The sequence below is a fragment of the Micrococcaceae bacterium Sec5.7 genome, assembly GCA_039636785.1.
GTDB lineage: Bacteria > Actinomycetota > Actinomycetes > Actinomycetales > Micrococcaceae > Arthrobacter.
This window is the reverse complement of record CP144169.1, coordinates 3873169-3897705: the sequence shown is the minus strand read 5'-3', so window position 1 is coordinate 3897705 and position 24537 is coordinate 3873169. Positions and strand designations below refer to the sequence as shown.

Genomic DNA, 24537 nt, shown 5'->3' with positions numbered 1-24537 from the left:
ACTCGAAGCCATGCCTTCACAGTCCAACGCCGCAGACCACATCAAGGACCTCGGCGCATATGTCAGCGCGTCGCCGTCGAGCTTCCACGCCGTCCGCGAGGCCGCGCGGCGGCTGGATGCGGCCGGGTTTACCGGCCTGGATGAGCTGCAGCCCTGGGATGCGGCTGCCGGCAGTTTCTACATGATCCGCGACGGCGCCCTGATGGCCTGGGTTGTCCCGGAAGGCGCCGGGCCCACCACCGGCTTCAACATCCTCGGCGCGCACACGGACTCGCCGTCCTTCAAGCTCAAGCCCAAACCGACCATCGGCAGCCACGGCTGGCTGCAGGCCGGCGTCGAGGTTTACGGCGGCCCGCTGCTCAACTCCTGGCTGGACCGCGAACTGCAGCTGGCCGGCCGGCTGGTCATGATGGACGGTACCCAGCACCTGACAGCCACCGGGCCCATGCTCCGTTTCCCGCAGCTGGCCATCCACCTGGACCGCGGTGTGAACGACGGCCTGGCGCTGGACAAGCAGCGGCACATGAATCCCGTGTGGGGCCTCGGCACTGCCGCGGACGCGGACCTGCTGGGTGTTCTGGCGAAGCATGTTTCCGGCGGCGCCGCGGTGGACGCCGCGCAGATCGGCGGGTACGACGTCGTTATTGCAGACACGCAGTCGCCTGCGGTTTTCGGCGCCAGCGGCGAGTTCTTCGCGTCCGGGCGGCTGGACAACCTGTCCGCGACGCACTCGGGGCTGGCGGCGCTGATCGCGCATTCTGCCCGCCCGGTGGCCGAACCTGCCCCGGTGGCCGCGCCGGTCCCGGTGGCCGCGCCGGTCCCGGTGGCCGAACGTGCCGGGACGCCCATCGCGGTCCTGGCGGCCTTCGACCACGAGGAAATCGGTTCGGCCTCGCGCTCCGGCGCCTGCGGTCCCATCCTGGAGGACGTGCTGGTGCGCATCTCCGACGGCCTCGGGGCGTCGGAGGGCCAGCGACGGCAGGCCTTCGCGGCGTCGTTCTGTGTTTCCGCGGACGCCGGCCACGCTGTGCACCCCAACTACTCCGAGCGGCACGACCCGGCCAACCACCCTGTCCTCAACGGCGGACCGCTGCTGAAGATCAACGCCAACCAGCGCTACGCCACCGATGCCACCGGGGCAGCTCTCTGGGCGCGGCTGTGCGCCGAGGCGGAGATTCCGTACCAGGAATTCGTCTCCAATAACGTGATGCCGTGCGGTTCCACCATCGGCCCGCTGACTGCCACCCGGCTGGGAATCCGGACCGTGGACGTGGGAGTGCCGCTGCTGTCCATGCACTCGGCCCGTGAACTGTGCGGCGTCGATGACCCCTACCGTTTGGCAAGCGTGACTGAGCTGTTCTTCCGCACCGGCGTGTGACGTTATTGCCCAGTTACTCCGCTGACACCGGGCGTGTTTCCACAACACGCCGGCGAATTGCCCAGGGCAGGAGGAGTGACCGGGCTGGAGCGTTCTCCCGCACGGCCGCATAATTCTTCAGCTGGAGCCGGTCAGCTCTGGCCTGAGATTTCCGCCGCGTTTCATAATTGCCCACAGGAAAACGTTTCTTGCCTTCCGGTGTTTCGGGCTGTGAGAGTGGCTGGTTTGGCGTGGGCGAAACTGTGTCATTGCACAGGCTTCCAGGCGCCGGGCCGGTCTAGGGTGAAACACGAATGTGGCCCGTGGCACAGCAATGCTGAACGGTTCCGGGCCCGGAAACCAACCAAAGGACGGCGCATCAATGCACGCTGACCAGCAGCTCTCAAAATCACTGAAACCGCGGCACTTGTCGATGATCGCCATTGCGGGTGTGATCGGGGCGGGCCTGTTTGTGGGATCCGGCGCGGCCATCCAGCAGGCGGGCCCGGGGATCCTGATCGCCTATATGGCCGCCGGTCTGGTGGTCATCCTGGTGATGCGGATGCTGGGCGAAATGGCGGCCGCCAATCCGGAAACGGGATCCTTCTCCACTTATGCGGACAAGGCGCTGGGGCGCTGGGCGGGATTCAGCATCGGCTGGCTTTACGCGTGGTTCTGGATCATTGTGCTGGGAATCGAGGCTACGGCCGGCGCGGCCATCATGCACCGCTGGGTGCCGGGGATCGACCAGTGGGTCTGGGCCCTGCTGCTTATGGTGCTGCTGACGCTGACCAACCTCGGATCGGTTAAGTCTTTCGGCGAATTCGAGTTCTGGTTTGCCTCCATCAAGGTGACTGCCATTGTGCTTTTCCTGCTGTTCGGCATCGCCGCCATTCTGGGCCTTGTTCCGGGCGTTCCGGCGCCTGGGCTCAGCAACCTGACAGGAAATGGCGGTTTCCTGCCCAACGGGCCCGGTGCTGTGCTGGCAGGCATTCTGGTGGTGGTGTTCTCCTTCTTCGGGGCCGAAATCGCCACGATCGCCGCCGGTGAATCAGAGAACCCGGTGGACGCCGTCAAAAAGGCAGTGAAGTCCACTGTGTGGCGCATTCTGGTTTTCTACATCGGCTCCATCGCCATTGTGGTCACGCTGCTTCCGTGGAACTCGGCAAACGTGGCCAAGAGCCCGTATGTCGCCGTCATTGAGCTGTTCGGCATTCCCGGGGCGGGCACCATCATGGACATTGTGGTCCTGACGTCCGTACTTTCCTGCCTCAACTCAGGCCTGTACACGGCCAGCCGGATGCTCTTCTCGCTGTCCCGTCGGGGCGACGCGCCCAAGTCATGGATGAAGATCTCCAAGCGCGGCGTTCCGGCGGCTGCAGTGCTGGCCTCCACCGTGGTGGGATTCATTACCGTGGGGCTGAACTACGTGGCACCGGACACTGTTTTCCTCTTCCTGGTCAACACCTCCGGCGCCATCGCATTGTTTGTGTGGCTGGTCATTGCCGCCTCGCAGCTGATCCTCCGCCGCCGCATGGGAACCGCGGCCAAGGACCTGCCGCTGAAAATGTGGCTTTTCCCTTACCTGACGTGGATTTCCATTGCCAGCATTGTTGCCCTGATCATCGGCATGCTCATCCTGGATGCAACCCGTGAATCCCTTCTGCTCTCGGTGGCATTGGCCGCCGTGGTAGTTGGCATCGGAGTGTGGCGGTACCGGCGCGGCGGCGCAGCTGCGGTTCCGGCTGAATCCGCCCAAACAGCCGATGCGGAGACTGACGCTGCTGCTGACGCGCCCGAAGCGGAAGCTGAGGCGGTCCGCACAGGTGCCGGGCCGGCGTCGTAATTCACCGTCTTTGAGCTGTCCGCGCGGCGAGTCGCCTCAACCCGCCGGAGAATCCCGCGCGGGCTGAGCCAAACATGGGGAGAATCCGACGGCGGCATCCGCGCCCATGGGCGAAACGCGTGACTGACTCCCGGAAATGGCGATCAGGACGAGAGTGATGGCGAGCATCAGCATGGCGGCAACAAGGATCCCCCTGGGCTTCATGTTCCTAGCCTAGCTAGGCCGCGAGTCCGAGCACCAGGTTGATCGTGGCCGCCAGGATGACCGTGCCGAAAAGGTACGAAAGCAGGCTGTGCTTGAGCGCCTCCCTGCGGATCCGCGGGTTCTCCAGGTTGGTGTCCGAGACCTGGTACGTCATGCCGATGCTTGTGGCCAGGTACGCGAAATCCGTGTACTGCGGCGGTTCCTCCTGGTTGAAGCTGACCCCGCCCGCTGCCTCGCCGCCATAGTAGTGCTCGGCGTAGCGGAGGGTGAAGAGGGTCTGGACCAGCATCCAGGACAGTGCTGCACTCGCCAGCACCAGCGCGGCGCCGCCCAGTTGGGTGCCGGCACCGCCCCGGTGCGAGTCGACAACGACGACGGCGACCGCCCCCAAAGAGGCGATGTTGGCTATCAGGACGAGCAGGTCAGCTGTGCCGCGCGAGGGGTCCTCGGTGGTGGCGTGGGACTTGGTCTGGTGCGGATCGAGACGTCCGATCACGAGCCACACCCAGAGCACGTAGACCAGGGCGGCTGCGGCCCAGGCCGCCGTTGGAGCCTCCAGCCAGTGGCCTGAAGCGCCTGCAACAAGCGCCGCGGAGAGCCCGGCGAGGATCATGGCCACAAAGCGCAGCCGGCTGCGCCGGACCCTCGGCGGCTTACTCGTCGGGGGTCGCACTTTGCGTGGCCAATCGTTTGGCGGTGGCGCGGATGCCATCCCGCACGGCCGCGGGGATGGTGAAGTAAAGGGCATATAGTCCGATTGCGCCGAACATGACGGTCAGGACCAGGGCAGTGATCGGCGAGGCATCCATGGTCTGTACTCTAACCGCCTAGCTTTGGCGCGGCGCGAACATGATGACGGCGACGCCCACCAGGCAGACCGCGGCGCCGATCAGATCCCAGCGGTCCGGCCGGAAGCCGTCCAGGAGCATCCCCCAGGCCAGTGATCCCACTATGAACACCCCGCCGTACGCCGCCAGGACCCGGCCGAAGTTAGCGTCAGGCTGGAATGCCGCCACGAAACCGTAGATCCCCAGAGCGATGATTCCCAGCCCTGCCCACCACCAGGCTTTGTCCCCGCGCACGGCCTGCCAGATCAGCCACGCTCCGCCGATTTCAGCAATGGCGGCGAGGGCGAACAGGAGGACGGACTTCAGGACGGTCATGGTTCCAGTATTGCGGGATCAGGGACCGGAAGGTTGCTGAAGGCCGGGTTTTCCACATAGCCGGGTCCCTCGCTTCCTCGCGCTCAGCAGGGAGGCCTACCCTGAATCAACGGCGAATCGCCGAAACCGGTCCAAATGCACTAAGATATTCAAGTCTGTGCTGCGCCCTGCCTTCGTTTTGGTGGCGGGGCCGTGCATGGCATCGCAAATGAACCTCCTGTTACGGAAATGCCGTAACCGCTTAGCCCAAAGGAGGTGGGTTCACATATGCGTCCTTACGAATTGATGGTAATCATCGACCCCGAGGTCGAAGAGCGTACCGTTGAGCCGTCGCTTCAGAAGTTCCTGAGTGTCATCACCAACGATGGTGGAACCATCGAAAAGGTTGACATCTGGGGCCGTCGTCGACTGGCCTACGACATCAAGAAGAAGTCTGAAGGTATCTACGCAGTGGTGAACTTCACCGCCAAGCCGGATACCGCCAAGGAACTTGACCGCCAGCTGAGTCTCAATGAGACCATCATGCGGACCAAGATCACCCGCCCCGAAGAGCAGAAGGTCGTTGCTGAGTAAGATTCAGCACCACGCTTTCATTCTTTACCCCGCAGGAACGAACAAGGAGGCAGTAGATGGCAGGCGAAACCACTATTACGGTCATCGGTAATCTCACCAGTGACCCGGAGCTGCGGTTCACACCGTCAGGTTCGGCAGTAGCGAACTTCACCATCGCGTCTACTCCGCGTACCTTCGACCGCCAGTCCAATGAGTGGAAGGACGGGGAAACCCTGTTCCTCCGCGCATCGGTGTGGCGCGAGGCAGCCGAGAACGTCGCCGAATCCCTGACAAAGGGTATGCGCGTGATTGTTTCCGGCCGCCTGAAGAGCCGTTCCTACGAAACAAAAGAAGGCGAGAAGCGCACCGTCATGGAGCTCGAGGTCGATGAAATCGGCCCGAGCCTGCGCTACGCCAATGCCAAGGTCAACCGTACCCAGCGCTCCGGCGGTGGGGGCGCCGGTAACGGCGCCCAGGGTGGCTTCGGCGGCGGCAACAGCGGCGGTGGCTTCGGAGGCGGCAACTCTGGTGGAAACCAGGGCGGCAACTCCGGTGGAACATGGGGCGCCAACCAGCCCGCAGCAGCGCAGGAAGACCCTTGGGCAACGCCCGGGGTCAGCAATGCAGGCGGCGGCTGGGGCAACGGCCCGGATTCCGAACCTCCCTTCTAAAAAACAATTCAGGCCCGACGCCGGAACCCGCCCCGGGTGCCGAAAGGCACCCAGGTGATGACCGCCGTCGGACCACCACCATCCCGTGGATCAATATCCACGGGCTCCATAGAATAGGAGCTCCACGATGGCTAAGGCTGAACTCCGTAAGCCCAAACCAAAGTCCAACCCCTTGAAGGCCGCTGACATCACTGTCATCGACTACAAGGACGTAGCATTGCTGCGCAAGTTCATCTCCGACCGCGGAAAGATCCGCGCCCGTCGCGTCACTGGCGTCACGGTGCAGGAACAGCGCAAAATCGCCCAGGCAATCAAGAACGCCCGCGAAGTTGCTCTGCTGCCTTACTCCGGCGCTGGCCGCGGCTAGGGAAGGGATTAACTAAAATGGCAAAGCTCATTCTGACCCACGAAGTAACCGGTCTCGGTGCTGCTGGCGACGTCGTCGAGGTCAAGGACGGTTACGCACGTAACTTCCTGCTGCCCCGCGGTTTCGCTCTGACCTGGTCCAAGGGTGGCGAGAAGCAGGTTGAGTCCATCAAGGCTGCCCGCGCCGCCCGCGAGCACGCTTCCCTGGAAGATGCTCAGAAGCAGGCCTCCGCTCTGTCCGCCAAGCCGGTCACGCTGGTAGTCAAGGCCGGCGCAACCGGCCGCCTGTTCGGCACGGTCAAGCAGGGCGACGTTGCTGACGCTGTTGAGGCCGCTGGCCTTGGCCGCATCGACAAGCGCAAGGTTGAACTGCCGGCTCACATCAAGTCGGTCGGTTCCTACCAGGCCAACGTCCGCCTCCACGCCGACGTTGCCGCTGTGATCGAACTCGACGTAGTCGCAGGCAAGTAGTCTTCCTGCCAACTGGCAAGAGCGCTGCGCAGTCCTGAACTGCTGAAGGCCCCCGCCTTCGGATTCCTCCGGGAACCGAAAGCGGGGGCCTTTGCCGTGTAACCCAACGCGGGGTCACTTACGGCCCATTTCGGGCCTCGGGATGGGCCGTAGGTGACCCCGCGTTGCGTCAGCCCTGGTGTGGCACCGTGGTCATGTGGCGGTAGCCGGTACGGACCAGCCCGGCCAGCACGGCTTCATCCACATCCTCGAGCTTGTTGACGTAGAGGCACGCTGCGCCGATCTTGTGTTTGCCCAGCCGGGCCAGCAACCCGGGTGCCTCCGGCTGGGACGTCAGCCCGTAGAGGGACAGGCTGCCCGTCCGCGGAGAGAAGCCGACGGCCAGGGAATCACCCTCCCGGCCACTGCCGTACTTGTAGTGATAGGCGCCGAAGCCGACCATCGTGGGGCCCCACAGCACGGGTTCCTCACCGGTGATTTCCGTCATCAGCTCCAGGAGGCGGAGTCCATCCCGGCGCCGGACCGGGTGATCCACGGCGCTCAGGAACTCCAGAACGGATTCGTGCGTGGGTTGGGTCTTGTTGTCAGCCATAACCGCACTCTCGCAGACACCCCGCCGCGTGTCAGCAGCACAGCGCCCGGTGATAGCCTGCTGCGGTGACCCACAACCCAGCCCGCCCGCGCCCCTTCACCCAGGTGGATGTCTTCACCGGTGAGCCGTACCGCGGAAACCCGCTTGCCGTCGTCGTGGATGCCGAAGGCCTCACCACCGGGCAGATGCAGCAGTTCGCCAACTGGACCAACCTGTCCGAGACCACCTTCCTGTTGCCGCCCACCCATCCTGAGGCTGACTACCGTGTGCGCATCTTCACGGGCAGTGAGGAATTCCCCTTCGCCGGCCACCCCACGCTGGGCTCCGCGCACGCCTGGCTCGAGGCCGGGGGAGTACCGAAGCAGGATGGTGTGCTGGTCCAGGAATGCGGTGCCGGACCGGTGCGGGTAAAGCGCGACGGCGGCCGGCTGGCGTTCGCTGCGCCGCCCCTGACTCGCTCCGGGCCGGTGGACGTGCCAGACGCCCACAGGATCGCCGCAGGCCTCGGGTTGCCCCCTGCAGCACTGCTGGACGCCTCCTGGCTCGTCAACGGCCCGGACTGGATCGGGGTGCTGCTGGAATCGGCCGAGCAGGTGCTGGCCATCAAGCCGGACTACAACGCGATGGCCGGCCTGAAAGTCGGTGTGATCGGCCCGCACGCGGAGGGATCTGCCGCGGATTTTGAAGTGCGGACGTTCATCCCGGGCGATGCCGCGGCGGAGGATCCGGTGACCGGAAGCTTCAATGCAGGCGCGGCGCAGTGGCTCATTGGCAGCGGCCGCGCACCGGCGTCGTATGTCGCCGCGCAGGGAACTGCACTTGGCCGGGCCGGTCGGGTGCACGTCGATGCCGTGGGCGGCGACATCTGGGTGGGCGGAAGCTCTGTCAGCTGCATCCGCGGAACGGTGACGCTGTAGCCCTGCCTTTAGCGGGAATAAACGCAGATGATGGCCGGTTAGCTAGGTAGATGCAAACGCATGTATCCTAGTCTTACCACCGATCATCAGGAGCCCGCTGTGGAAACCCGCCGCATAACCGTCCTTTCCGCCGGACTCGGCGTGCCGTCGTCGAGCCGTCTGCTGGCCGATCAGCTCGCCGCATCGGCCGAACGCCAGGTGGCCGCGGCCGGCTATCACGTGACCGTGGACGTGGTCGAGCTCCGCGACCTGGCCGTGGACATCGCCAACAACTTCGTGACCGGATACGCGGCCCCGCGCCTGGCGGACGTGATCGCCGGCGTCGAGGACTCGGATGGCATCATCGCCGTGAGCCCGGTGTTCAGCGCCTCCTACAGCGGACTCTTCAAATCCTTCATCGACGTCCTGGACCCCAAGTCCCTGGACGGGAAAGCCGTCCTGCTGGGCGCCACCGGCGGCACCGACCGGCACCAGATGGTCCTGGAATACGCCATGCGGCCACTCTTCAGCTACCTCCGCACCCGCATCGCCGCCACCGGCGTCTTCGCCGGCCCGCAGGACTGGGGACACACCGACGACGGCGGATCGCCCCTTTCGGTGCGGATCGGCCGCGCAGCTGGCGAGTTCACCCGCCTCCTCGACGGCGTCCAGCCACAGCAGAGACCGGCACCCATGGAGTCGCTGCCGTTCGAGCAGCTGCTGGCCGGGATCTCCGGCGGACGCTGATTCCCCCGTCCTCTGAAGCAGCCTGAGCCGGCGCCGAACTTTTTCGCTTCCGCGCTCGTTGTCCGGGACATGAAGTGTCCTGTGGATTCAATTGACCTGATAATGAGCGAACGCAGTGGTGTGGAGATTGACTACTGCCCGCAATGCCGTGGAGTATGGCTTGACCGCGGAGAGCTGGACAAAATCATCGACCGCTCGGCGGACTCGCTCGGCGGAGCAGCCGCCCCGCCAGCACGACCGCCGGCACCGGCTCCGGGTTCCCCGGTCCCCGCACTGGTCCCGCCGCCGCTGTACCAGAATTTCGAACCGCGGCGCGAGCAGCCCAGTTACGATGACCGGCGCGAGCAGCCCCGCCATGACGACCGCAGCTATGGCAAGAAGGGCTACGACCGCGATGACGACCGCCGCGGGCCCAAGAAGAAAGAAGGCTGGCTGGGGGACCTGTTCGACTTTTAGCCCCGTAAATCAAATCAGTAACAACGAAACAGCCCCGGGAATATCCCGGGGCTGTTTCATTTTTGTGCGGAGTCAGTCGTCCAGGAGGGCGATGAACTCGCGGGCCTGCTTCATGGAGATGTCCGAGTGGCGGGTCAGGGCGGAGGCAGCCGCCTCCGCGTCGCCGCTGCGGGCCAGCGTGCGGATCCTGCCGTAAATCTCGTCGTTCAGCATGTTGCTGCTGACTTCGCGCGTGACGTCGCCTTTACTGGCGATTGCCCGGTAACGGTACGGGAAGCGCTGCGGGGCATCGTCGTCGTCCTGGTCCTCCGGTTCCAGAAGCGGATCGTGGTACTGCTGCGGGTGGGCGGCCAGGGCGCCGACGGCGTCACGGGAGGCCCTCAGGCCCTCACCGGACGCTTCGTAGTAGAGCTTGATGGCAGCCATTGCCTGGCCCTGTGCGATCAGGGCATAGAGTTTTCGGTGCTCTTCCTCCGTCAGCTTGGCGGAAGCCGCCCTCGCCAGCTCCAGCGGCTCCCGGGGAGGCTGGGCTTTGGCTGGCCCGGCTTGCGCCGAACGCCGGCTCATGGCGCGGGCACCCACTGTGACTCCGGCCGCGACGATCACCAGGATGAGGACGGGGATCAGTAACGATTCCATGTTCTAGAGCCGATCTACATACTTCTTGGCGGTGACCAGGTCCGAGTGCGTTGCCTGGCGGAGGAGTTTGATGGCCTGGATCTTCTGGCCGTTGCGTGCCATGGACTGGAGCTGCAGCGCGAACTGGGGATTAAGCAGCCCGCCCGGCAGGAGCGGGCCCTGGTAGCCTTGCTGCCCGACACCCGGGCTTGTGCCGGCCTGGGCACGCAGTGCGGCCCGGGCATGGTCCTCCTGCTGGGACTGCTGCTGCTCGTTCTGGCTGGGCCGGGTGGTTGCATCCACCCGCGCCCGGGCCGCAGTGGCCGCCTGCACCTGCTTCGCATAGTGCTCCGCTGAGCGCATGGCCAGATCCATCTGGTAGCGCTCGGCGTCGGAGATGCCGGAGTGCCGTGGTTTGAGGGCCGTGGAAAGCGCCCAGATGACTGCCGCCAGAATGAGGGCAGGCAGTATCACTATAAGTACGTCGCCCATGTCTAGAGCTTATGCCAGATCACAGTTATCCACAGCATATTCCGCAAATTGCATACAGTCTGGGCCGCCGGACGTCAATTCTGGCGGATTCCTCCGGATGGTGTGAGGTCCATCACAAATCAGGCATACTTTGGGCTTGACGGCTTGGAATTACCCGCCGGTATCCCCAGTGGGCAGCTGCGAGCTGTGGATGAAGGTTTCTCGAAAGAATCTTTACTCCACAGAGTGTTTTGAATGTTTCCGCAGGTCAGAGGCCATTAATGCCACAATCTTTTTCTGTTTCCACAGGTCCGCCCACAGGCTGTGCACAAGCTGGGGTGCTTTACACACAGGTTATCCACAGGCGGTGTTGACGACGGGCTTGGCGGGTGGAGAAAGGGGGGCTACCGTGGCGGGATACCTGTTTTTGGGGTGCAAAAAGCTGTTTTCCGATACTCGGAGATACCTCGGCCGTTCCACTTGAACCGGCCGGCGGCTCTGCCCTGTGGATAACCTGTGGATACGGGAATAGCTAGGGCCCGGACAAGCCGGGCAAATACTGTCAGACCCTGCCGGTACAACTTGAATCAGGCGACGCCCGTCGGGTTTCGTTGCCTTGGGCATCCAAAAGGCACATCGCTTACGCGCCGCGGCAACCGGATATACGCCGCGGCACACAATGGAGGACGGCAGCTTTGTCAGTTACGCATCTGGACTCAATCGAGGGCACTCGTGGATCCGAAGGCAGCCGCAAGCCGCCTCAGGACATCCCGGCTGAACAATCCGTACTCGGTGGCATGATGCTGTCCAAGGACGCCATCGCTGATGTGGTGGAGATCCTTCGTGGCCAGGACTTCTACCGTCCCGCCCACGAAACCATCTATGAGGCCATCATTGACCTCTACGGCCGCGGCGAACCCGCAGACGCCGTTACGGTTTCGGACGAGCTCACCAAGCGCGGCGAAGTCAACAGGATCGGCGGCCCTGCCTACCTGCACGAGCTCATCCAGACGGTCCCCACGGCAGCCAACGCCGGTTACTACGCCGAGATCGTTGCCGAGCGCGCCGTACTGCGCCGCCTGGTCAGCGCCGGCACCAAGATTGTCCAGCTGGGGTACGGCCAGGACGGCGAGGTGGAGGACCTGGTCAACCAGGCCCAGGCCGAGATCTACGCCGTTGCCGAGCGCCGGACAACTGAGGACTACGTTGTCCTGAAGGATGTCATGGAATCAACGGTGGACGAGATCGAAGCCTCGGGTCACAGCGGCCAAGGCATGACGGGCATTCCCACCGGCTTCTATGAACTGGATGAGCTGACCAACGGCCTGCACCCGGGTCAGATGATTGTCATCGCGGCCCGCCCCGCGGTTGGGAAGTCAACCTTTGCACTGGACTTCGCGCGTTCCGCTGCCATCAAGAACAACCTGGCCACGGTGATGTTCTCGCTGGAAATGGGCCGGAACGAGATCGCCATGCGCCTGCTGTCCGCCGAGGCCACCATTGGTTTGCAGGATCTGCGCAAGGGCACCATCAAGGACGAACAGTGGTCCAAGATCGCCACCACCATGGGCCGGATGAACGAGGCCCCGCTCTTCATTGACGACAGCCCCAACATGTCGCTCATGGAAATCAGGGCCAAGTGCCGCCGCCTGAAGCAGCAGCATGACCTCAAACTGGTGATCCTGGACTACCTGCAGCTGATGAGCTCCGGCAAAAAGGTGGAATCGCGCCAGCAGGAAGTCTCGGAGTTCTCGCGTGCTCTCAAACTGTTGGCCAAGGAGCTGCAGGTTCCCGTCATCGCACTGTCGCAGCTGAACCGCGGTTCCGAGCAGCGCCAGGACAAGCGCCCCATGGTCTCGGATCTCCGTGAATCCGGCTCCATCGAGCAGGACGCCGACATGGTCATCCTGCTGCACCGTGAGGATATCTATGACAAGGAATCGCCGCGGGCCGGCGAGGCGGACATTCTGATTGCCAAGCACCGCAACGGCCCCACCAAGGACATTGTGGTGGCGTTCCAAGGCCACTATTCGCGCTTCGCCAACATGGCGGCCGACGCCGGGGGCGGCGGCTTCTAGCGGTTCTTCCGCCTGATGGCGCTCCCGCCTGATCAGCTCTCTGCCGGCAACAGGTGGTTCGGCAGCCTGTTCCCCGGAGCGGTTCCCCGGATCTCCAGCAGCTCACGGGCATGCGCGTGAAGGCGCTTGTCCTCTTCGGACACCGGAACCCACTCCGGGATCGGGACTGAGTTGCCGTCCGCATCCCGGGCCACCATCACGGTGAGGCAATACGTGGTGAGGTTCAGCTCGCGGCCCTTGGGGTCGCCGGACCGGACGTGGACTGCCACGTGCATCCCTTTGGTGCCGGTGTACACCAGCCTGGCCTCAACCTCCACCACGTGGCCGATCAGCAGCGGCCGGTAGAACCGGACTCCGCCGGAGAACACCGCAACGGTGTCCTTGCCGCTGTACCGCGAGGCGCAGACGTAGGCTGCCTCGTCGATCCATTTCATCACGATGCCGCCGTGCACCTTGCCGCCCCAGTTCACATCCGTGGGGGCGGCCATGAACCGCAGGACAACGCGCTCGGCGGTTCCGGCGTCGGTATATTCCTGGGAGCTCATGGCTTCCACAATCTGTTCGCGGACTTTGATCCGGGCCAGAGCATGGTTGCGCTGCTCGACTTCTTCCGGCGTGGACGGTTCGAACTGCCGCACGGGGATGGGTTTGCCGTCCTCGCCCACGGCTACAAAAATCACCATGCATTGGCTCCGCATGGTGGCCGGGCCGCCCTTGGGATCGCCGGAGGACACAACCGTGCGAATGTGCATGGAGGACCGGCCTGTGTAAACGATCGTGGCGGTGACCTCCACCATGTCGCCGCTGTTCACGGGATCGGCGAAGTGGATGTTGCCCACGTAGGCGGTCACGCAATAGGACTTCGCCCAACCCACCGCGGCGGCGTATGCAGCTTTGTCCACCCATTCCAGGACAGTGCCGGCATCCACGGAACCGCTGTGGCCGACGTCGGTGGGGGCTGCAAGGAAGCGGAGGGTCACGGAATTGGCGGCAGTCTCACTCATCCCGCGATTGTACTGACGGCGCAGGCTACCCGGCGGTCGAAAAGACACAAACGCTGTCCAGCCCGCCATAAGCGGACGGGACGGCGTCACGTGGAATGCATCACCAAATAACGTGTTCGGACCGGTCAGCCGAGCGAACGGATGGTCTGGATCAGGCCGCGGACGATTGCGGGATCGGTAACGGTGACTGTCCCGGCGCCGCCGCCGGGGCCCGAGGGATGCGGATCCGACACATCCCGCTTGCCGGAGAAATGGATGGCACCGACGCCTGAGGCGATCAGCTCCCGAACGGATTCGGCACCCACCCCGCCACCGGCCATGACCTGAACACCCTCCGGGAGCGACTGGACCATCCGCCGCAGCAGGGCGGCGCCGCCGCCGGCCCTCGGGGATCCGCCCGAGGTCAGGATCCGGATGGCGCCAAGCCGGGCCGCGGCGGCCGCAGTGCGCACCGGGTCCGCAGCGGCGTCGACCGCCCGGTGGAAGGTGGCCGGGGCGCCTGAGGCGGCGCCGATCAGGGCGGCCGTCGCTGATTCATCGATCCCGCCGTCGGCCGTCAGGGCCCCCACGACGACGCCGTCCGCGCCCGCCGCCAACAGGCACCGGATATCCCTGGTCATTACCAAGAGTTCGTCCGCCGAATAGACATAGCCGCCGGGCCGCGGCCGGATCAGGACCTGGACGAAGCCGGAGGCGCCGGCTGTCCGGGCCAGCCCGGCGGCGGCTTCAACCAGCCCGATGCTGGGGGTCAGCCCGCCGGTGGCCAAGGCAGTGCAGATTTCCACCCGCTGCGCCCCGGCCTCCAGGGCGCAGCGGACACCGGCGATGTCCTGGACGCAGATTTCAACCTCAACCATGGAACCGTGCCTCTTCTCTTCCCGCGGGTGCCGTGGCTAGGTCCCGGCGAGGACGGTGCGCAGGCACAATTGCCCGGCGCCGAGCATGCCGGCCTGCGAACCGGCCAGGGATTGTTCGATGGTCAGCTTTTTCGTCGCCAGCGGATGGCAGCTCTCATAGAGCTGGGAGCGCACGGCGGCAACGAAGGGCTCCACCTGGGAGAGCCCGCCGCCGAGCACCACCAGGTCCGGATTTATGAAGTTCACGACGGCACTTAGTGTCTGGCCCAGAATGCGGCCCGCGGTGCGCACCCGGGTGGTGGTCTGGGCGTCGCCATCGAGGGCATTTCGGATGATGTCCTCGATGCCGTTCCCCGGCACTCCCGCCTCGGCCAGCTGACTCATGATGGCTGTCCCGCTGGCCACGGTCTCCAGGCAGCCGCGGTTGCCGCAGGAACACGGCCGGTCCCCGGCCGCCGGTACCTGGACGTGGGCGATGTCCCCGGCCGCCCCGGTGGCGCCGCGGTAGACCTGGCCATTGAGGATCAGTCCGCAGCCTATGGCGGCCCCTGCCTTCAGGAACAGCGTGTTCTGTTTTTGTTTGCTGTCCGGCGCATCGTGCTGGCGCAGCACATATTCGCCCAGCGCCATCATGTTTGCGTCGTTGTCGACCACGGCGATGGTCCCGAATTCCTCCGCCAGCCAGCGCTGGACGTTGAAGTTGTGCCAACCGCGCATCCTCGAGGGGGAATCCAGTGTGCCGCGGGCGACATCCACTGGCCCGGGCAGCGACATGCCCACCCCGCGCAGCGGCGGGTCGTTGTCATCGGTCAGGGCGCGCATCATCGCGGCAACGTGCCCCAGCACGACGTCGGGACCGTCGGCGATGTTGATGGTCTCCAGCTTCGAACAGGTCAGGTAGCCGGAGATGTTCAGCCTTCCGACCCAGGCATGGTGGGCGCCGAGGTCAGCGGCGAGGATGTAGCCGGCGTCGGGCACCAGATGCAGCAGCGTCGGCCGGCGGCCCCCGGTGGCTGAGCCGGAGCCGCTCTCGCTGATCAGCCCCGCCTCCAGCAGCTCCGCGACTTTGATGGTGATGGTGGAGGGCGCCAGGTTCAGGGCACGCGCCAGATCGGCCCGGGACGTGACGCGTCCGCCGGCAATCAGGGAGAGGATATTGGAGGACGATTCGGTCAGCGCGACGTCCCGGGGGCCCGTTCTCTTGACCTGTTTGGCGTAGGACGGTTTGTAGCCCACGATCCTGCCTCCACTCTGTCGATCGACTATTTACCGGCTGCACGGGCACCGGCCGCACGGCCCGGGGTTTCCCCGGAATGCGGATTCTTCCCCTCGCAGACTAGCCGATTCCCGGGGAGCGGAAAGGTCCGGAACTTAGTTTGGCCCTGAAGAATGTGCGGGGCCATGGGGGCCCCGTGAGGATGCGCCGGCTGCACCAGCTGGCAACGCCGGCGGGCTAGCCTGCGGCCAGTTCCCGGGCCTTCAGCGCCGCCCCGACCATGCCCGCCGCCGAACCAAGCGCGGCCGTCACCAGCTGCGGCCGCCGGTGGAAGCTGAGCACGGATTCCAGCCGCCGGGCGACGGGCTCAAGCAGCGCATCGCCGGCCTCGGCAAGCCCGCCGCCGATGACCACAATTTCCGGCGCCAGCATGGCCACGTTCTGGGCAAGAGCCAGCGCCAGGCCATCAAAGGCGCGGTCCATGACCAACTGCGCCGCGCCGTCGTCGTTGGCTGCCGCCGCCATCACCTCCTTGGCGCCGGGCACGTCCCGGCCTACCGCCGCGGAATAGTGCCGGGCGATGGCAGAGGCCGAGGAGACGGTCTGCAGGCAGCCGGCCGCGCCGCAGGGGCAAAGGATGGCGGCCGCGCTGCCCAGCGGTTCGATCCGGGAGTGGCCGATTTCACCGGCGTAACCGTGCCCGGAGTAGATCTGCCCGCCGAGGATGATGGTGCTGGCAATGCCGGTGCCGATCACCACGACCAGGGCATTGTCGAAGCCGCGCGCCGCGCCCAGGCGGTGCTCGGCGAAGCCTGCGGCCTGGACGTCGTGGCCCAGTGCCACCGGCAGGCCGAGCCGGGATTCGAGCAGCTCCTTGAGCGGAAAATTGCTCCAGCCCAGATTGGCGCTGGTGACCACCACGCCCGTGGCTTCCTCCACGATGCCGGGGACATTCACGCCCAGGGCCGCCGGCTGTTGCTGCGGATGGCTGATGCGCGCGTCCTCCACCAGGGCGGATAGACGGTCGATCATGGTGCCCGGGTGGTTGGCCGCGGTCGGGATGGATCCGCTGTGGATGAACGCGCCGCCGGGGTCCGCGAGGCCGTATTTGATGTCGGTCCCGCCGATGTCGATGGCCAGCACCGGCGCGCCGGAGCCCAGGGATTGTTCGGTTGTCGTTCTCATGGTGGCGCTGGCCGCTGGAAAACCCTGCATCTCAGCCCTTCACGGCTCCCGCCACCAGGCCCTGGGCCATCTTCTTCTGCACGATGACGAAGAGAATGATCACGGGAATGGCCATCAGGGTGGAGCCGGCCATGATGCCGCCCCAGTCCGTGGCCTGGTTCTGGCCGCTGAAGCCCTGCAGCCACAGCGGCAGGGTCTTGCGGTTGTCGCTGCTGAGCAGCACCAGCGCAAGGGTGTACTCGTTCCACGCAGCCAGGAAGGCAAAAATTCCCGAGGCCACCAGGCCGGAGCCCAGCAGCGGGAAGGTGACCTTGAAGAACGCCCCCATCCTGGAGCAGCCATCGATCATGGCCGATTCCTCCAGCTCCACCGGCACGCCGTCCACGAAGCCCTTGAGCATCCATATGGTGAACGGGACAGAGGCGCCGATGTACAGGATACTCAGGCCCAGCACGGAGTTGAGCAGATGCCAGCCGTCGATCATCTTGTACTGGGAGATGAACAGGGCCTCGGCCGGAATCATCTGGACCACCAGGACGGAGATGATCAGCGCCCGGCGGCCGCGGAAGCGGAAGCGGCTCAGCGCGATGCTGGCGAACAAGGCCAGGAGAAGGGCCGCCAGCACCACTATCAGCGCCGTGGACAGGCTCATCCGCAGTGCCGACCAGAAGCGCTCGTCGGCCAGGATCTGCCCGTAGTGTGCCCAGGTGAAGTCCAGCGGCAGGAACGACGGCGTCCGGGCCTGCAGCGTGTCGTCGGTGACCAGTGAGTTGTTGATCAGCCAGTAGACGGGGAACAGCCAGAGCAGCCCGAAGACCAGGGCAATGATGTTCAGCGTGATCCGGGCCGAGGTTTTCTGTTTGCGGGCCATCAGAGTTCCCCCTGTTTCATGACCTGGGAGATGTAGCGCCAGGTCAGCACGAGTGTTATGAGCAGCATGATCAAGGCGGTGGCGGAGGCCACCCCATAGTCGCCGCCGGCCAGACCCACCTGGTACACGTAAGTGCCCAGCACATTGGTCTGCTCCGTGATGCCGCCGTTCTTTTGCAGGATGTAGATCTGGGTGAAGACGCGCAGGTCCCAGATGATCTCCAGAATGGTCACCAGCAGAAGCACGGGGGCGATGGTGGGGGCTATGATTTCGCGGAACTGGTTCCAGCTGTTGGCGCCGTCGAGGGTGGAGGCTTCCAACATCGACTCGTCGATCTGGGTGATCGAGGCGTAGACCATGAACACCACAAGCGGCACGCTCATCCAGGTGACCAGCAGGCCGGCCACGAGGAAGAACGGTACCGGACTGGCAAACCAGTTGAAGTCGGCCATCGAGGCGAAGCCCAGCCGTGCGAGCAGCCAGTCGGCCACCCCGGAGCGGGAGTCGAATATCCATTGGAAGACCTGCAGCGAGGAGAGCACCGGCATCGCCCAGGCCAGCAGCATGACGGCCTGGACGAAGACGGAGACCGCGCGGGAGACCTTGGTCAGCAGGACCGCCGCCGCCACCCCCACGAGCATGGTCGCCGCGGCGCAGGAGATGCAGAACATCAGCGAACGGCCCAGGGTGAGCCAGAAGGACGTATCCGTCAGGACCCGGGCAAAATTGCCGAAGCCGATGAAGTCCGGGGCCTTGCCGAACTGCTGCTCCAGGGAGAAGTGCTGGAACGCCATGATGATCTGGCGCACCAGCGGGTAGCCCATGGAGAGCAGCACGACGGCCACGGCAGGAAGCAGCAGGAGATAGGGGAGCGGATTCCTTTTCCGCCTGGCACGTCCCCGGGCGCGGGGTTCCGTGGTGTCGTCGGGAAGCGGCGCTTTCCGAAGCGTATTAACCGTCACCGGTAGGTCCTTTCTGCGTCCTGCCTGGGCCTTCGTGGCCGTGCAGGTCAGCCGATGGGGCTAGTTGCTGTTGAGGATGGCCGTCATTTTGTCGTCGGCGGTCTTGGCCAGGGCCACGGGATCCTTGCCGGCGCCCATGGCGACGAAGAAGTCGTCCACTGTCTTGGCGCTCTCCACGAGGGCCCAGTTCTTGGCGGCCGGTGTGCCGACGGAATTGCGCACGGCGTCGACGGTGATCTTGGAAAGCTCGTCGGTGCCCAGCGCGTCCGCGTACTTCAGGTTGCCGGGCACCCAGCCGCCCTCGGTGGCGAAGAACTCCTGGAACTCCTTGCTGAAGATCAACTTCAGGGCCTCCTTGGCCAGGCCGGGGGCCTTGGACTTGTTGGAAACGGCCACGTTGGAACCACCGGCAAAGGGGTGGCCGCCGTCGCCGGACTTGGCGGCGGGGAAGCTGAAGTAGCCCACCTTTCCGGCGTCGACGAGTTCCTTCTTGATCTTCTTCAGATGGAAATTAAAGCCGAAGAACATGCCCGCTTCATCGGTGTTGAAGGCCGTGTAGGGCTGGGACCCGATGGTGGAGTCCGTGACCGTGCCGGTGGTGGAGCCGGTCTTCCACAGCTGCTGCAGCTGGGCGATCGCCTTCTGGCTCTCCGGGGAGGACAGGCCTCCCTTCCAGGCACCGCCCTCCTCGGTGGCCAGCCGGCCGCCGTTGGTGAACACCCAGGCAAAGGCCGACTGCGACGAGATGCCGGGCAGGAACAGCCCGGAGAAATGCGGGTTCGCGGCGGGGTTGGCGGCCTGCAGGGTGGCGGCCGCCGCGGTCAGCTCGTCGATCGTCGTCGGGACCTTGACCCCGGCCGTGGCGAAGAAATCCTTGCGGTAGAACATGATCCGGCTGCCGGCGTAGAACGGGGCGGCGTACATCTTGCCGCCGGAGCTGCCCAGATCAACCAGCGACTGGGTGAGGTCGCTGCCGCCGAGGGTGCCCTTGATCTCCGTCAGGTCCGCAAGCGCGCCGACGGCGCAGAAGGTCGGGGCCTGGGTGTTGCCGAGTTCGATGATGTCCGGGGTGGACTCCGCGCTGGCCAGGGCCGTTTGCAGTTTGGGCACGATGCCGTCCCACTCCTGCTGCTCGATGGTCAGCGTGGAGCCTGGGAACTTGCTTTCAAACTCGCTCTTGAGCCAGGCTTGTGCCTTGTCGGATACCGAGTCCTTCATGAACCAGACGCGCAGCTTGGCCGGGGTGCCCGTGTCGTTCGAGGCTGCCTGTTCCCCCGTTCCGCAGGCCGCGAGCAGTGCCGCGGCACCGAGTGCCCCTCCGAGTCCGAGCAGACCCCGCCGGCTGAGTTCTTTCATGATTCCTCCATCTTTCGTCCGGGGCCGAAGGAATTCGTGGCCCGATAGGAGCAAACCAACCACACCGGCGGGGGCTGTCGAAAGATGTTGTAGTTAGTTCGGTGGCGAACTTAGTTGGGCCAAAATGCCGTGCCCCGGCCCGGCCTTACAGCCTCCGGCCAGACCTCGCCGCCGCGGGCCAGGCCTTACCGCCCCGGGCCGCGTCCGCTGCCCTGCCCGCCGGTTCATTGGAGGCCGGGACCAGCCGGGCCGACAGATCCGGCCGGAAACCGCCGTCGTCGTACGGAAACATCGGACGGAGGATGCGGCGGTGCCCCAGCCGCTGAAGATCCTGGTCCACGCCGCCGGGGGTCAGTGCCAGCATCCAGCCGGCGGCCATGGCGAACAGGTCCGGCTCCAGGTATCCGATCTTGACCACCACGATGTCCGCCTGCCGCGGCGCCAGGGAATTGCGGACGAAGTCCTGCTCCAGATGGTACGGCTTGCGTCTGCGGGTCACGATCACCTGAAGCCCGCCGATGCGCACCACGGCCTCCGCCCCGGCCACCGGGTCGCCCTCGTGAAGATGCTCCACGACGCCGTCCAGCATGATGGGGCCGGAATGGGTCGCGTCCACCCGGGCCCCGGCCAGCACGCGGACCCGCTCGCCGACGCCCGCGGCCTGGCAGGCATCGAAGGCGCCGGCGTCGGGGATGGAGGCGTAGATCACCCGCAGGCTGCCGTTGCGGATGCGCGGATCGCTGAGCAACTCCTGCAGCGTCCAGGTTACGTCTCCGGCCCCGCCAGCGGTCGGATTATCCCCGGAATCGCTGATGAAATAGGGCCGCAGCGGGCTGCCCGCCGCGGTCTCCAGGCACTCGGCGAGGTCTCCTGCCGGGGCGACGAAGCCGAAGTCCCGGCGGTGCTCCCACATGCGTTCGGCCAGGTCCTCCGCCCGGGCGCAGATGGCCGGGCCGTCGTCGCCGGTCACCATCACCACCGCATGGTTGCGCGGTTCATCCGCCCAGGCATAGCCGATCCACAACGCCGCGTCCAGGATGCCAGGTGCCTCGGCGGCATCGGCCACGGCCGCATAGAGGCTCTTCGCCGGTTCGATCCGGGTGCTGGTTTTCTCCCCGGGCAGCAGGATCGGCACGGGTATCCAGGCCTTGAGCGGACGGCGCTGCTCCGGGGCCAGGGCCAGCCGGACCAGCAGGTTGGCTGCGGCCCGCTCCTTGGTCTCCAACCAATCCTCGTGGGGTGCCATCCGGTAGCAGCCGGCGATATCCAGCTGGTGGGCCAAGGTCCAGGAAACGTTGCCGTGCAGGTCCATGCCGCTGCTGATCAGGGTGTCCGGCCCCACGAGATCGCGCAGCTCCTGGATGAGGTCGCCCTCCGGGTCGTCCAGGCCGACGACGCTCATTGCCCCGTGGATGTCGAGGTACAGTCCGTCCAACGGACCATCGGCCAGGCACTCACGCAGCCCGGCGGCAATGATCCGCTTCATTTCGGCGAAGTCCTCCGCTGGCACCGCGCCGCCGGGGATGGCGCGGAAATGGGTCAGGGGTAACCACCTGGCGGCCTCGCGCACCGGCTGGCCCGGGGCGAAGAAGGGGTACTGGTCGAAGATCTCCGTGCCGTCGCGGCGGACAAAGTCTCCGATGTTGGTCCGGGCCGGGGAATAGGTGCTCGCTTCCAGGGCGATTCCGGTGATGGCGATGCGGGGCAATGTGGCTCTCATCCTGACACCCTATGGAGCTTTGCCCGACGACGGCATGGCTTTGGCCGGGGCAAACATAGTTCAGTTCCGAAAAAAGGTCCGCCCCCTCCGTTCGCCATTTGCCGCACATAGTGTCGTAGGAACCGAGGAGAAAGGTTTCAACGTGAAGATAGGTCTTAGTTCATACAGTCTTGCCGGGGCCCTGGCCGATGGCCGGCTGGGCGTTGCGGATCTGGTCGACTGGGCGGCCGATGCCGGGGCCGGGCATCTGGAGCTTGCCGACGCAGGACTGGGGGCGGATTTGAGTGAATCGCCCGCGCTGCGCACCGCGGTGACGGAGCGGGCAGCCGAGCGCGGCATGGAATTGGGCAACTATGTGGTGGGCGCGGATTTCAGCGGACCGGACGCACCGGCGGAAGTGGCCCGGATCAGGAAGCACCTCGATGCCGCGGCCGAGCTTGGCATCACCCGGTTCCGGCACGACGTCGTACCCTGGGGCTGGCAGCCGGCGGACCACCGCGAGTTCAGGGAGGCCTGCGACGCCGTCGTCCCCGCCTGCCGCGAGCTGGCGGACTACGCCGCAGATCTAGGGATCACCACCAGCGTGGAAAACCATGGCATGGCGTTCAACCTCAGCGAACGTCTCCTGGCGCTTGTGCATGCGGTGGACCGGGAGAACTTCCGGATCACCTTGGACATCGGCAATTTCCTCTGCCTGGACGAGGCGCCGGAAGCGGCCATTCCCCGGCTACTGCCGTACGCCTCCATCGTTCACCTGAAGGACTTCTACATCCGTCGGAGCGCACCCGGGGCCGGCTGGCTGAAGACGGCCGCCGGCAACTACATCCAGGGCTCGGTGTTCGGGCTGGGGGACCTGGACATGGAGCGGATCGCGGGGATCATCCGGGACTCCGGCTACGACGGGCCCCTGTCGATTGAATACGAGGGACGCGAGGACTGCCTGACCGCGGTACCCGACTGCCTGGAGAACGCCGGCCGTCTCCTTCAGGGGAGTGCGGCATGAGCGTCGTCAACGTCGGGGTGATCGGCCTGGGCACCATCGCCGATTCCCATCTGCAGTCCTACAAGGATTCGGCCGGTTCCGACCTCGTAGCCGTCTGCGACATCGACTCACCGCGGGCGCACCGCCGGGCCGGGGAGTACGCCGTGCCCAAGGTCTACACCGACTACCGCCAGCTGCTGGCCGATGACCAGGTGCACGCGGTGAGCATCTGCACCCGCAACGACACCCACGCGGACATCGTGATGGCTGCCCTCGACGCCGGCAAGCATGTGCTGATCGAGAAGCCGATGACGGCGACGCTGGCCGAAGCCGAGGCGGTCATGGCAGCCGCCTCGGCCGGCAGCGCCAAGTTGCAGGTGGCCTACGTCCGCCGGTTTTCGCCCAATGCCCAGGTGCTGCGGAAGTTCATTGACGCCGGAGACCTCGGGGAGATCTATTACGCCAAGGCAAGCTGCCTGCGCCGGGTGGGCAACCCGGGCGGCTGGTTCGCCGACAAGGCGCTCTCCGGCGGCGGGCCCCTGATCGACCTCGGCGTTCATTTCATTGACATCTGCTGGTACCTGATGGGCTGCCCGGAGGTGGCCAGCGTCTCCGGAAGCGTCTTCCACAAGATCGGCAACCGGGCCAATGTGGCCCACTACTCCCGTTACCTGTCGGCGGACTACGACCCTCAGCGGAACACCGTGGAGGATCTGGCTACGGCGCTGGTCAAGTTCCGCAACGGTGCCACCTTGCATTTCGACACCAGCTACTCGATGCACGGCCAGGACGAGGTGAAGGTCCAGCTCTTCGGCGACAAGGGCGGGGCGCAACTGGAGCCGGAGCTGAAGCTGTTCACGGAAAAGCACGACACACTGCTGAACATCGCCCCGCAGATCGACTCGCTGACCTTCGACAACATTGCCTACCGTAATGAAATCGAGCACTTCCTGGCCACCGTGCGCGGCGACGCGGAGGAAGCGGCCCCCGCCGCCCACGGCCTGGAGTTGATGAAGATCATCTCCGCCATTTATGAATCCAGTGAGACCGGACGCGAAGTCGTGTTCTAGCCCATCTGGTCCGCGTCGAGGGCCATTCCCGGATCTTGGCGGGATCCGCGCCGTGGGCCCGGAATATCTCAACGGGCGCTAATGCCCGACGGCGGCTGCCCACCTGAGGAGCGCGGCCGCCGTCGTACGTGTTGTGCCGGAGGGGCGGAACCTAGGCGAGGACGCTCAGCCTGGAGCGGCTGCGGCCAAAGAGGGCACGGTCCAGCGAGAGCCGGCCGGCTCCGGCCAATGCGACCGCCAGTGCGCCGGCCGCAAGGAGCAGTACCAGCTCGTAGCCGCCGGTAGCCGCAAAGACCCCCGCGGGGGCGTGTACCAGAAAGAGCGCACCGAGCATGTCCAGCGCCAGAAGTGCCGCAAACACACGGGCCAGGACGCCCAGAATCAGTGCGACGCCTCCGGCGAGTTCCAGAGTGGCCACTACCGGAGCGGCCACGCTGGCTGCGGGGATGCCCATCTGCGCAAACGAGGCCTGGGTTCCGGCAATGGTCCACTCAGTGAATTTCTGCCAGCCGTGGGCAGCAAAGAGGAATCCGACTATGACGCGCAAGATTGTGAGGGCTGTGGTGGTCAGGTTGGACTGGTTCATGGGAGTTTCACCGTTTCGGATATCGGTTGGGGCTGTCTGGGTACAAGCGATCCAGGTCGCAGCGTTGAAGCTTCAGTGTCCGAGTCTCCCCTGCTCATAGTTGAAGTGTCAACTATTTGAGGCGGAATGAGTCCTTCGTCGCCGCTGTTCCCGCCGGCCCCGGGAGGTCCGGCCCCGGGAGGTCCGGCCCCGGGAGGTCCGGCCCGGGACTCGCCGGGAGGTCCGGCCCGGGACTCGCCG

General features: G+C 65.4%; 27 protein-coding genes. 12 read left to right on the top strand and 15 right to left on the bottom strand.

Annotated elements, in window-relative coordinates:
• The first annotated feature begins 10 nt into the window (after positions 1–10).
• A complete protein-coding gene (locus V3C33_18660; protein ID XAS67421.1) occupies positions 11–1378 on the top strand; it encodes a M18 family aminopeptidase in 1368 nt (455 codons plus the stop codon).
• Positions 1379–1739: 361 nt separating this feature from the next.
• Positions 1740–3203: an amino acid permease gene (locus V3C33_18655; GenBank protein XAS67420.1), complete on the top strand. Its 1464-nt coding sequence runs from the start codon at positions 1740–1742 to the stop codon at positions 3201–3203.
• A gap of 217 nt (positions 3204–3420) precedes the next feature.
• Here the strand turns inward: V3C33_18655 and V3C33_18650 are convergent, their stop codons facing one another.
• The 3 genes from V3C33_18650 to V3C33_18640 are packed head-to-tail and all read right to left on the bottom strand — an operon-like array spanning position 3421 to position 4570.
• Positions 3421–4080: a DUF1345 domain-containing protein gene (locus tag V3C33_18650; protein XAS67419.1), complete on the bottom strand. Its 660-nt coding sequence runs from the start codon at positions 4078–4080 to the stop codon at positions 3421–3423.
• Positions 4061–4216: a hypothetical protein gene (locus V3C33_18645; protein XAS67418.1), complete on the bottom strand. Its 156-nt coding sequence runs from the start codon at positions 4214–4216 to the stop codon at positions 4061–4063. The genes V3C33_18650 and V3C33_18645 overlap by 20 nt, the downstream gene beginning before the upstream one ends.
• An 18-nt stretch (positions 4217–4234) precedes the next feature.
• Entirely contained in the window at positions 4235–4570 is a 336-nt protein-coding gene (locus V3C33_18640) for a YnfA family protein (protein XAS67417.1), read from the bottom strand.
• Between the two features lie 267 nt (positions 4571–4837).
• Here V3C33_18640 and rpsF point away from each other — a divergent pair, with 267 nt between their 5' ends.
• From rpsF to rplI, 4 genes are all read left to right on the top strand, one after another.
• On the top strand, positions 4838–5143 hold the full coding sequence (gene rpsF / locus V3C33_18635; protein XAS67416.1) for a 30S ribosomal protein S6: 306 nt from the start codon (positions 4838–4840) through the stop codon (positions 5141–5143).
• Between the two features lie 56 nt (positions 5144–5199).
• On the top strand, positions 5200–5793 hold the full coding sequence (locus V3C33_18630) for a single-stranded DNA-binding protein (protein ID XAS67415.1): 594 nt from the start codon (positions 5200–5202) through the stop codon (positions 5791–5793).
• 127 nt (positions 5794–5920) lie between these two features.
• Complete coding sequence (gene rpsR, locus V3C33_18625) at positions 5921–6160, top strand: 30S ribosomal protein S18 (protein ID XAS67414.1); 240 nt, start codon at positions 5921–5923, stop codon at positions 6158–6160.
• A gap of 17 nt (positions 6161–6177) precedes the next feature.
• Positions 6178–6630, top strand: coding sequence for a 50S ribosomal protein L9 (rplI, locus tag V3C33_18620; protein XAS67413.1), 453 nt, complete (start codon positions 6178–6180; stop codon positions 6628–6630).
• A 169-nt stretch (positions 6631–6799) separates the two neighbouring features.
• On the opposite strand, the gene V3C33_18615 is transcribed toward rplI, so the two are convergent.
• Positions 6800–7222 carry a DUF1801 domain-containing protein gene (locus V3C33_18615; GenBank protein XAS67412.1) on the bottom strand — a complete coding sequence of 141 codons (423 nt, stop codon included), beginning with the start codon at positions 7220–7222 and terminating at the stop codon, positions 6800–6802.
• Between the two features lie 65 nt (positions 7223–7287).
• Here V3C33_18615 and V3C33_18610 point away from each other — a divergent pair, with 65 nt between their 5' ends.
• From V3C33_18610 to V3C33_18600, 3 genes are all read left to right on the top strand, one after another.
• A complete protein-coding gene (locus tag V3C33_18610) occupies positions 7288–8139 on the top strand; it encodes a PhzF family phenazine biosynthesis protein (GenBank protein ID XAS67411.1) in 852 nt (283 codons plus the stop codon).
• Positions 8140–8238: 99 nt separating this feature from the next.
• Positions 8239–8865, top strand: a complete 627-nt coding sequence (locus V3C33_18605; GenBank protein ID XAS67410.1) for an FMN reductase — start codon at positions 8239–8241, stop codon at positions 8863–8865.
• A gap of 69 nt (positions 8866–8934) precedes the next feature.
• The gene (locus tag V3C33_18600) at positions 8935–9321 is read left to right on the top strand and encodes a zf-TFIIB domain-containing protein (protein ID XAS67409.1); all 387 of its coding nucleotides are present in this window, start codon (positions 8935–8937) and stop codon (positions 9319–9321) included.
• Positions 9322–9393: 72 nt separating this feature from the next.
• On the opposite strand, the gene V3C33_18595 is transcribed toward V3C33_18600, so the two are convergent.
• Together V3C33_18595 and V3C33_18590 are read right to left on the bottom strand one after the other, a co-directional pair.
• Positions 9394–9960: a hypothetical protein gene (locus tag V3C33_18595; GenBank protein XAS67408.1), complete on the bottom strand. Its 567-nt coding sequence runs from the start codon at positions 9958–9960 to the stop codon at positions 9394–9396.
• 3 nt (positions 9961–9963) lie between these two features.
• Positions 9964–10431, bottom strand: a complete 468-nt coding sequence (locus tag V3C33_18590) for a hypothetical protein (GenBank protein XAS67407.1) — start codon at positions 10429–10431, stop codon at positions 9964–9966.
• A 674-nt stretch (positions 10432–11105) separates the two neighbouring features.
• Here V3C33_18590 and dnaB point away from each other — a divergent pair.
• Entirely contained in the window at positions 11106–12488 is a 1383-nt protein-coding gene (dnaB, locus tag V3C33_18585) for a replicative DNA helicase (protein ID XAS67406.1), read from the top strand.
• Between the two features lie 32 nt (positions 12489–12520).
• Here the strand turns inward: dnaB and V3C33_18580 are convergent, their stop codons facing one another.
• The 8 genes from V3C33_18580 to V3C33_18545 all read right to left on the bottom strand — a co-directional run bounded on the left by V3C33_18580 (position 12521) and on the right by V3C33_18545 (position 21659).
• Positions 12521–13492, bottom strand: a complete 972-nt coding sequence (locus tag V3C33_18580; GenBank protein ID XAS67405.1) for a hotdog domain-containing protein — start codon at positions 13490–13492, stop codon at positions 12521–12523.
• A 125-nt stretch (positions 13493–13617) separates the two neighbouring features.
• A complete protein-coding gene (locus V3C33_18575) occupies positions 13618–14349 on the bottom strand; it encodes a copper homeostasis protein CutC (protein XAS67404.1) in 732 nt (243 codons plus the stop codon).
• A 36-nt stretch (positions 14350–14385) separates the two neighbouring features.
• Positions 14386–15585, bottom strand: coding sequence for an ROK family transcriptional regulator (locus tag V3C33_18570; GenBank protein ID XAS67403.1), 1200 nt, complete (start codon positions 15583–15585; stop codon positions 14386–14388).
• Positions 15586–15802: 217 nt separating this feature from the next.
• Positions 15803–16750 carry an ROK family protein gene (locus V3C33_18565; protein ID XAS67402.1) on the bottom strand — a complete coding sequence of 316 codons (948 nt, stop codon included), beginning with the start codon at positions 16748–16750 and terminating at the stop codon, positions 15803–15805.
• Between the two features lie 31 nt (positions 16751–16781).
• Positions 16782–17621: a carbohydrate ABC transporter permease gene (locus V3C33_18560; protein ID XAS67401.1), complete on the bottom strand. Its 840-nt coding sequence runs from the start codon at positions 17619–17621 to the stop codon at positions 16782–16784.
• On the bottom strand, positions 17621–18583 hold the full coding sequence (locus V3C33_18555; protein XAS67400.1) for a sugar ABC transporter permease: 963 nt from the start codon (positions 18581–18583) through the stop codon (positions 17621–17623). The genes V3C33_18560 and V3C33_18555 overlap by 1 nt, the downstream gene beginning before the upstream one ends.
• A gap of 60 nt (positions 18584–18643) precedes the next feature.
• A complete protein-coding gene (locus tag V3C33_18550) occupies positions 18644–19939 on the bottom strand; it encodes an extracellular solute-binding protein (protein ID XAS67399.1) in 1296 nt (431 codons plus the stop codon).
• 145 nt (positions 19940–20084) lie between these two features.
• Complete coding sequence (locus V3C33_18545) at positions 20085–21659, bottom strand: M81 family metallopeptidase (GenBank protein ID XAS67398.1); 1575 nt, start codon at positions 21657–21659, stop codon at positions 20085–20087.
• A gap of 142 nt (positions 21660–21801) precedes the next feature.
• On the opposite strand from V3C33_18545, the gene V3C33_18540 reads away from it, so the two are divergent.
• On the top strand, positions 21802–22662 hold the full coding sequence (locus V3C33_18540; GenBank protein XAS67397.1) for a sugar phosphate isomerase/epimerase family protein: 861 nt from the start codon (positions 21802–21804) through the stop codon (positions 22660–22662).
• The gene (locus V3C33_18535; protein XAS67396.1) at positions 22659–23711 is read left to right on the top strand and encodes a Gfo/Idh/MocA family oxidoreductase; all 1053 of its coding nucleotides are present in this window, start codon (positions 22659–22661) and stop codon (positions 23709–23711) included. The genes V3C33_18540 and V3C33_18535 overlap by 4 nt, the downstream gene beginning before the upstream one ends.
• A 151-nt stretch (positions 23712–23862) precedes the next feature.
• Here the strand turns inward: V3C33_18535 and V3C33_18530 are convergent, their stop codons facing one another.
• A complete protein-coding gene (locus V3C33_18530) occupies positions 23863–24297 on the bottom strand; it encodes a DoxX family protein (GenBank protein ID XAS67395.1) in 435 nt (144 codons plus the stop codon).
• Positions 24298–24537: the final 240 nt, after the last annotated feature.

Bases quoted from the DNA above. Each gene is read 5' to 3' on its own strand.
- V3C33_18660 (XAS67421.1), top strand. From the start codon at position 11: ATGCCTTCACAGTCCAACGCCGCAGACCACATCAAGGACCTCGGCGCA.
- V3C33_18655 (XAS67420.1), top strand. From the start codon at position 1,740: ATGCACGCTGACCAGCAGCTCTCAAAATCACTGAAACCGCGGCACTTG.
- V3C33_18645 (XAS67418.1), bottom strand. From the start codon at position 4,216: ATGGATGCCTCGCCGATCACTGCCCTGGTCCTGACCGTCATGTTCGGC.
- V3C33_18640 (XAS67417.1), bottom strand. From the start codon at position 4,570: ATGACCGTCCTGAAGTCCGTCCTCCTGTTCGCCCTCGCCGCCATTGCT.
- rpsF (XAS67416.1), top strand. From the start codon at position 4,838: ATGCGTCCTTACGAATTGATGGTAATCATCGACCCCGAGGTCGAAGAG.
- V3C33_18630 (XAS67415.1), top strand. From the start codon at position 5,200: ATGGCAGGCGAAACCACTATTACGGTCATCGGTAATCTCACCAGTGAC.
- rpsR (XAS67414.1), top strand. From the start codon at position 5,921: ATGGCTAAGGCTGAACTCCGTAAGCCCAAACCAAAGTCCAACCCCTTG.
- rplI (XAS67413.1), top strand. From the start codon at position 6,178: ATGGCAAAGCTCATTCTGACCCACGAAGTAACCGGTCTCGGTGCTGCT.
- V3C33_18615 (XAS67412.1), bottom strand. From the start codon at position 7,222: ATGGCTGACAACAAGACCCAACCCACGCACGAATCCGTTCTGGAGTTC.
- V3C33_18600 (XAS67409.1), top strand. From the start codon at position 8,935: ATGAAGTGTCCTGTGGATTCAATTGACCTGATAATGAGCGAACGCAGT.
- V3C33_18595 (XAS67408.1), bottom strand. From the start codon at position 9,960: ATGGAATCGTTACTGATCCCCGTCCTCATCCTGGTGATCGTCGCGGCC.
- V3C33_18590 (XAS67407.1), bottom strand. From the start codon at position 10,431: ATGGGCGACGTACTTATAGTGATACTGCCTGCCCTCATTCTGGCGGCA.
- V3C33_18580 (XAS67405.1), bottom strand. From the start codon at position 13,492: ATGAGTGAGACTGCCGCCAATTCCGTGACCCTCCGCTTCCTTGCAGCC.
- V3C33_18575 (XAS67404.1), bottom strand. From the start codon at position 14,349: ATGGTTGAGGTTGAAATCTGCGTCCAGGACATCGCCGGTGTCCGCTGC.
- V3C33_18565 (XAS67402.1), bottom strand. From the start codon at position 16,750: ATGAGAACGACAACCGAACAATCCCTGGGCTCCGGCGCGCCGGTGCTG.
- V3C33_18560 (XAS67401.1), bottom strand. From the start codon at position 17,621: ATGGCCCGCAAACAGAAAACCTCGGCCCGGATCACGCTGAACATCATT.
- V3C33_18550 (XAS67399.1), bottom strand. From the start codon at position 19,939: ATGAAAGAACTCAGCCGGCGGGGTCTGCTCGGACTCGGAGGGGCACTC.
- V3C33_18545 (XAS67398.1), bottom strand. From the start codon at position 21,659: ATGAGAGCCACATTGCCCCGCATCGCCATCACCGGAATCGCCCTGGAA.
- V3C33_18535 (XAS67396.1), top strand. From the start codon at position 22,659: ATGAGCGTCGTCAACGTCGGGGTGATCGGCCTGGGCACCATCGCCGAT.
- V3C33_18530 (XAS67395.1), bottom strand. From the start codon at position 24,297: ATGAACCAGTCCAACCTGACCACCACAGCCCTCACAATCTTGCGCGTC.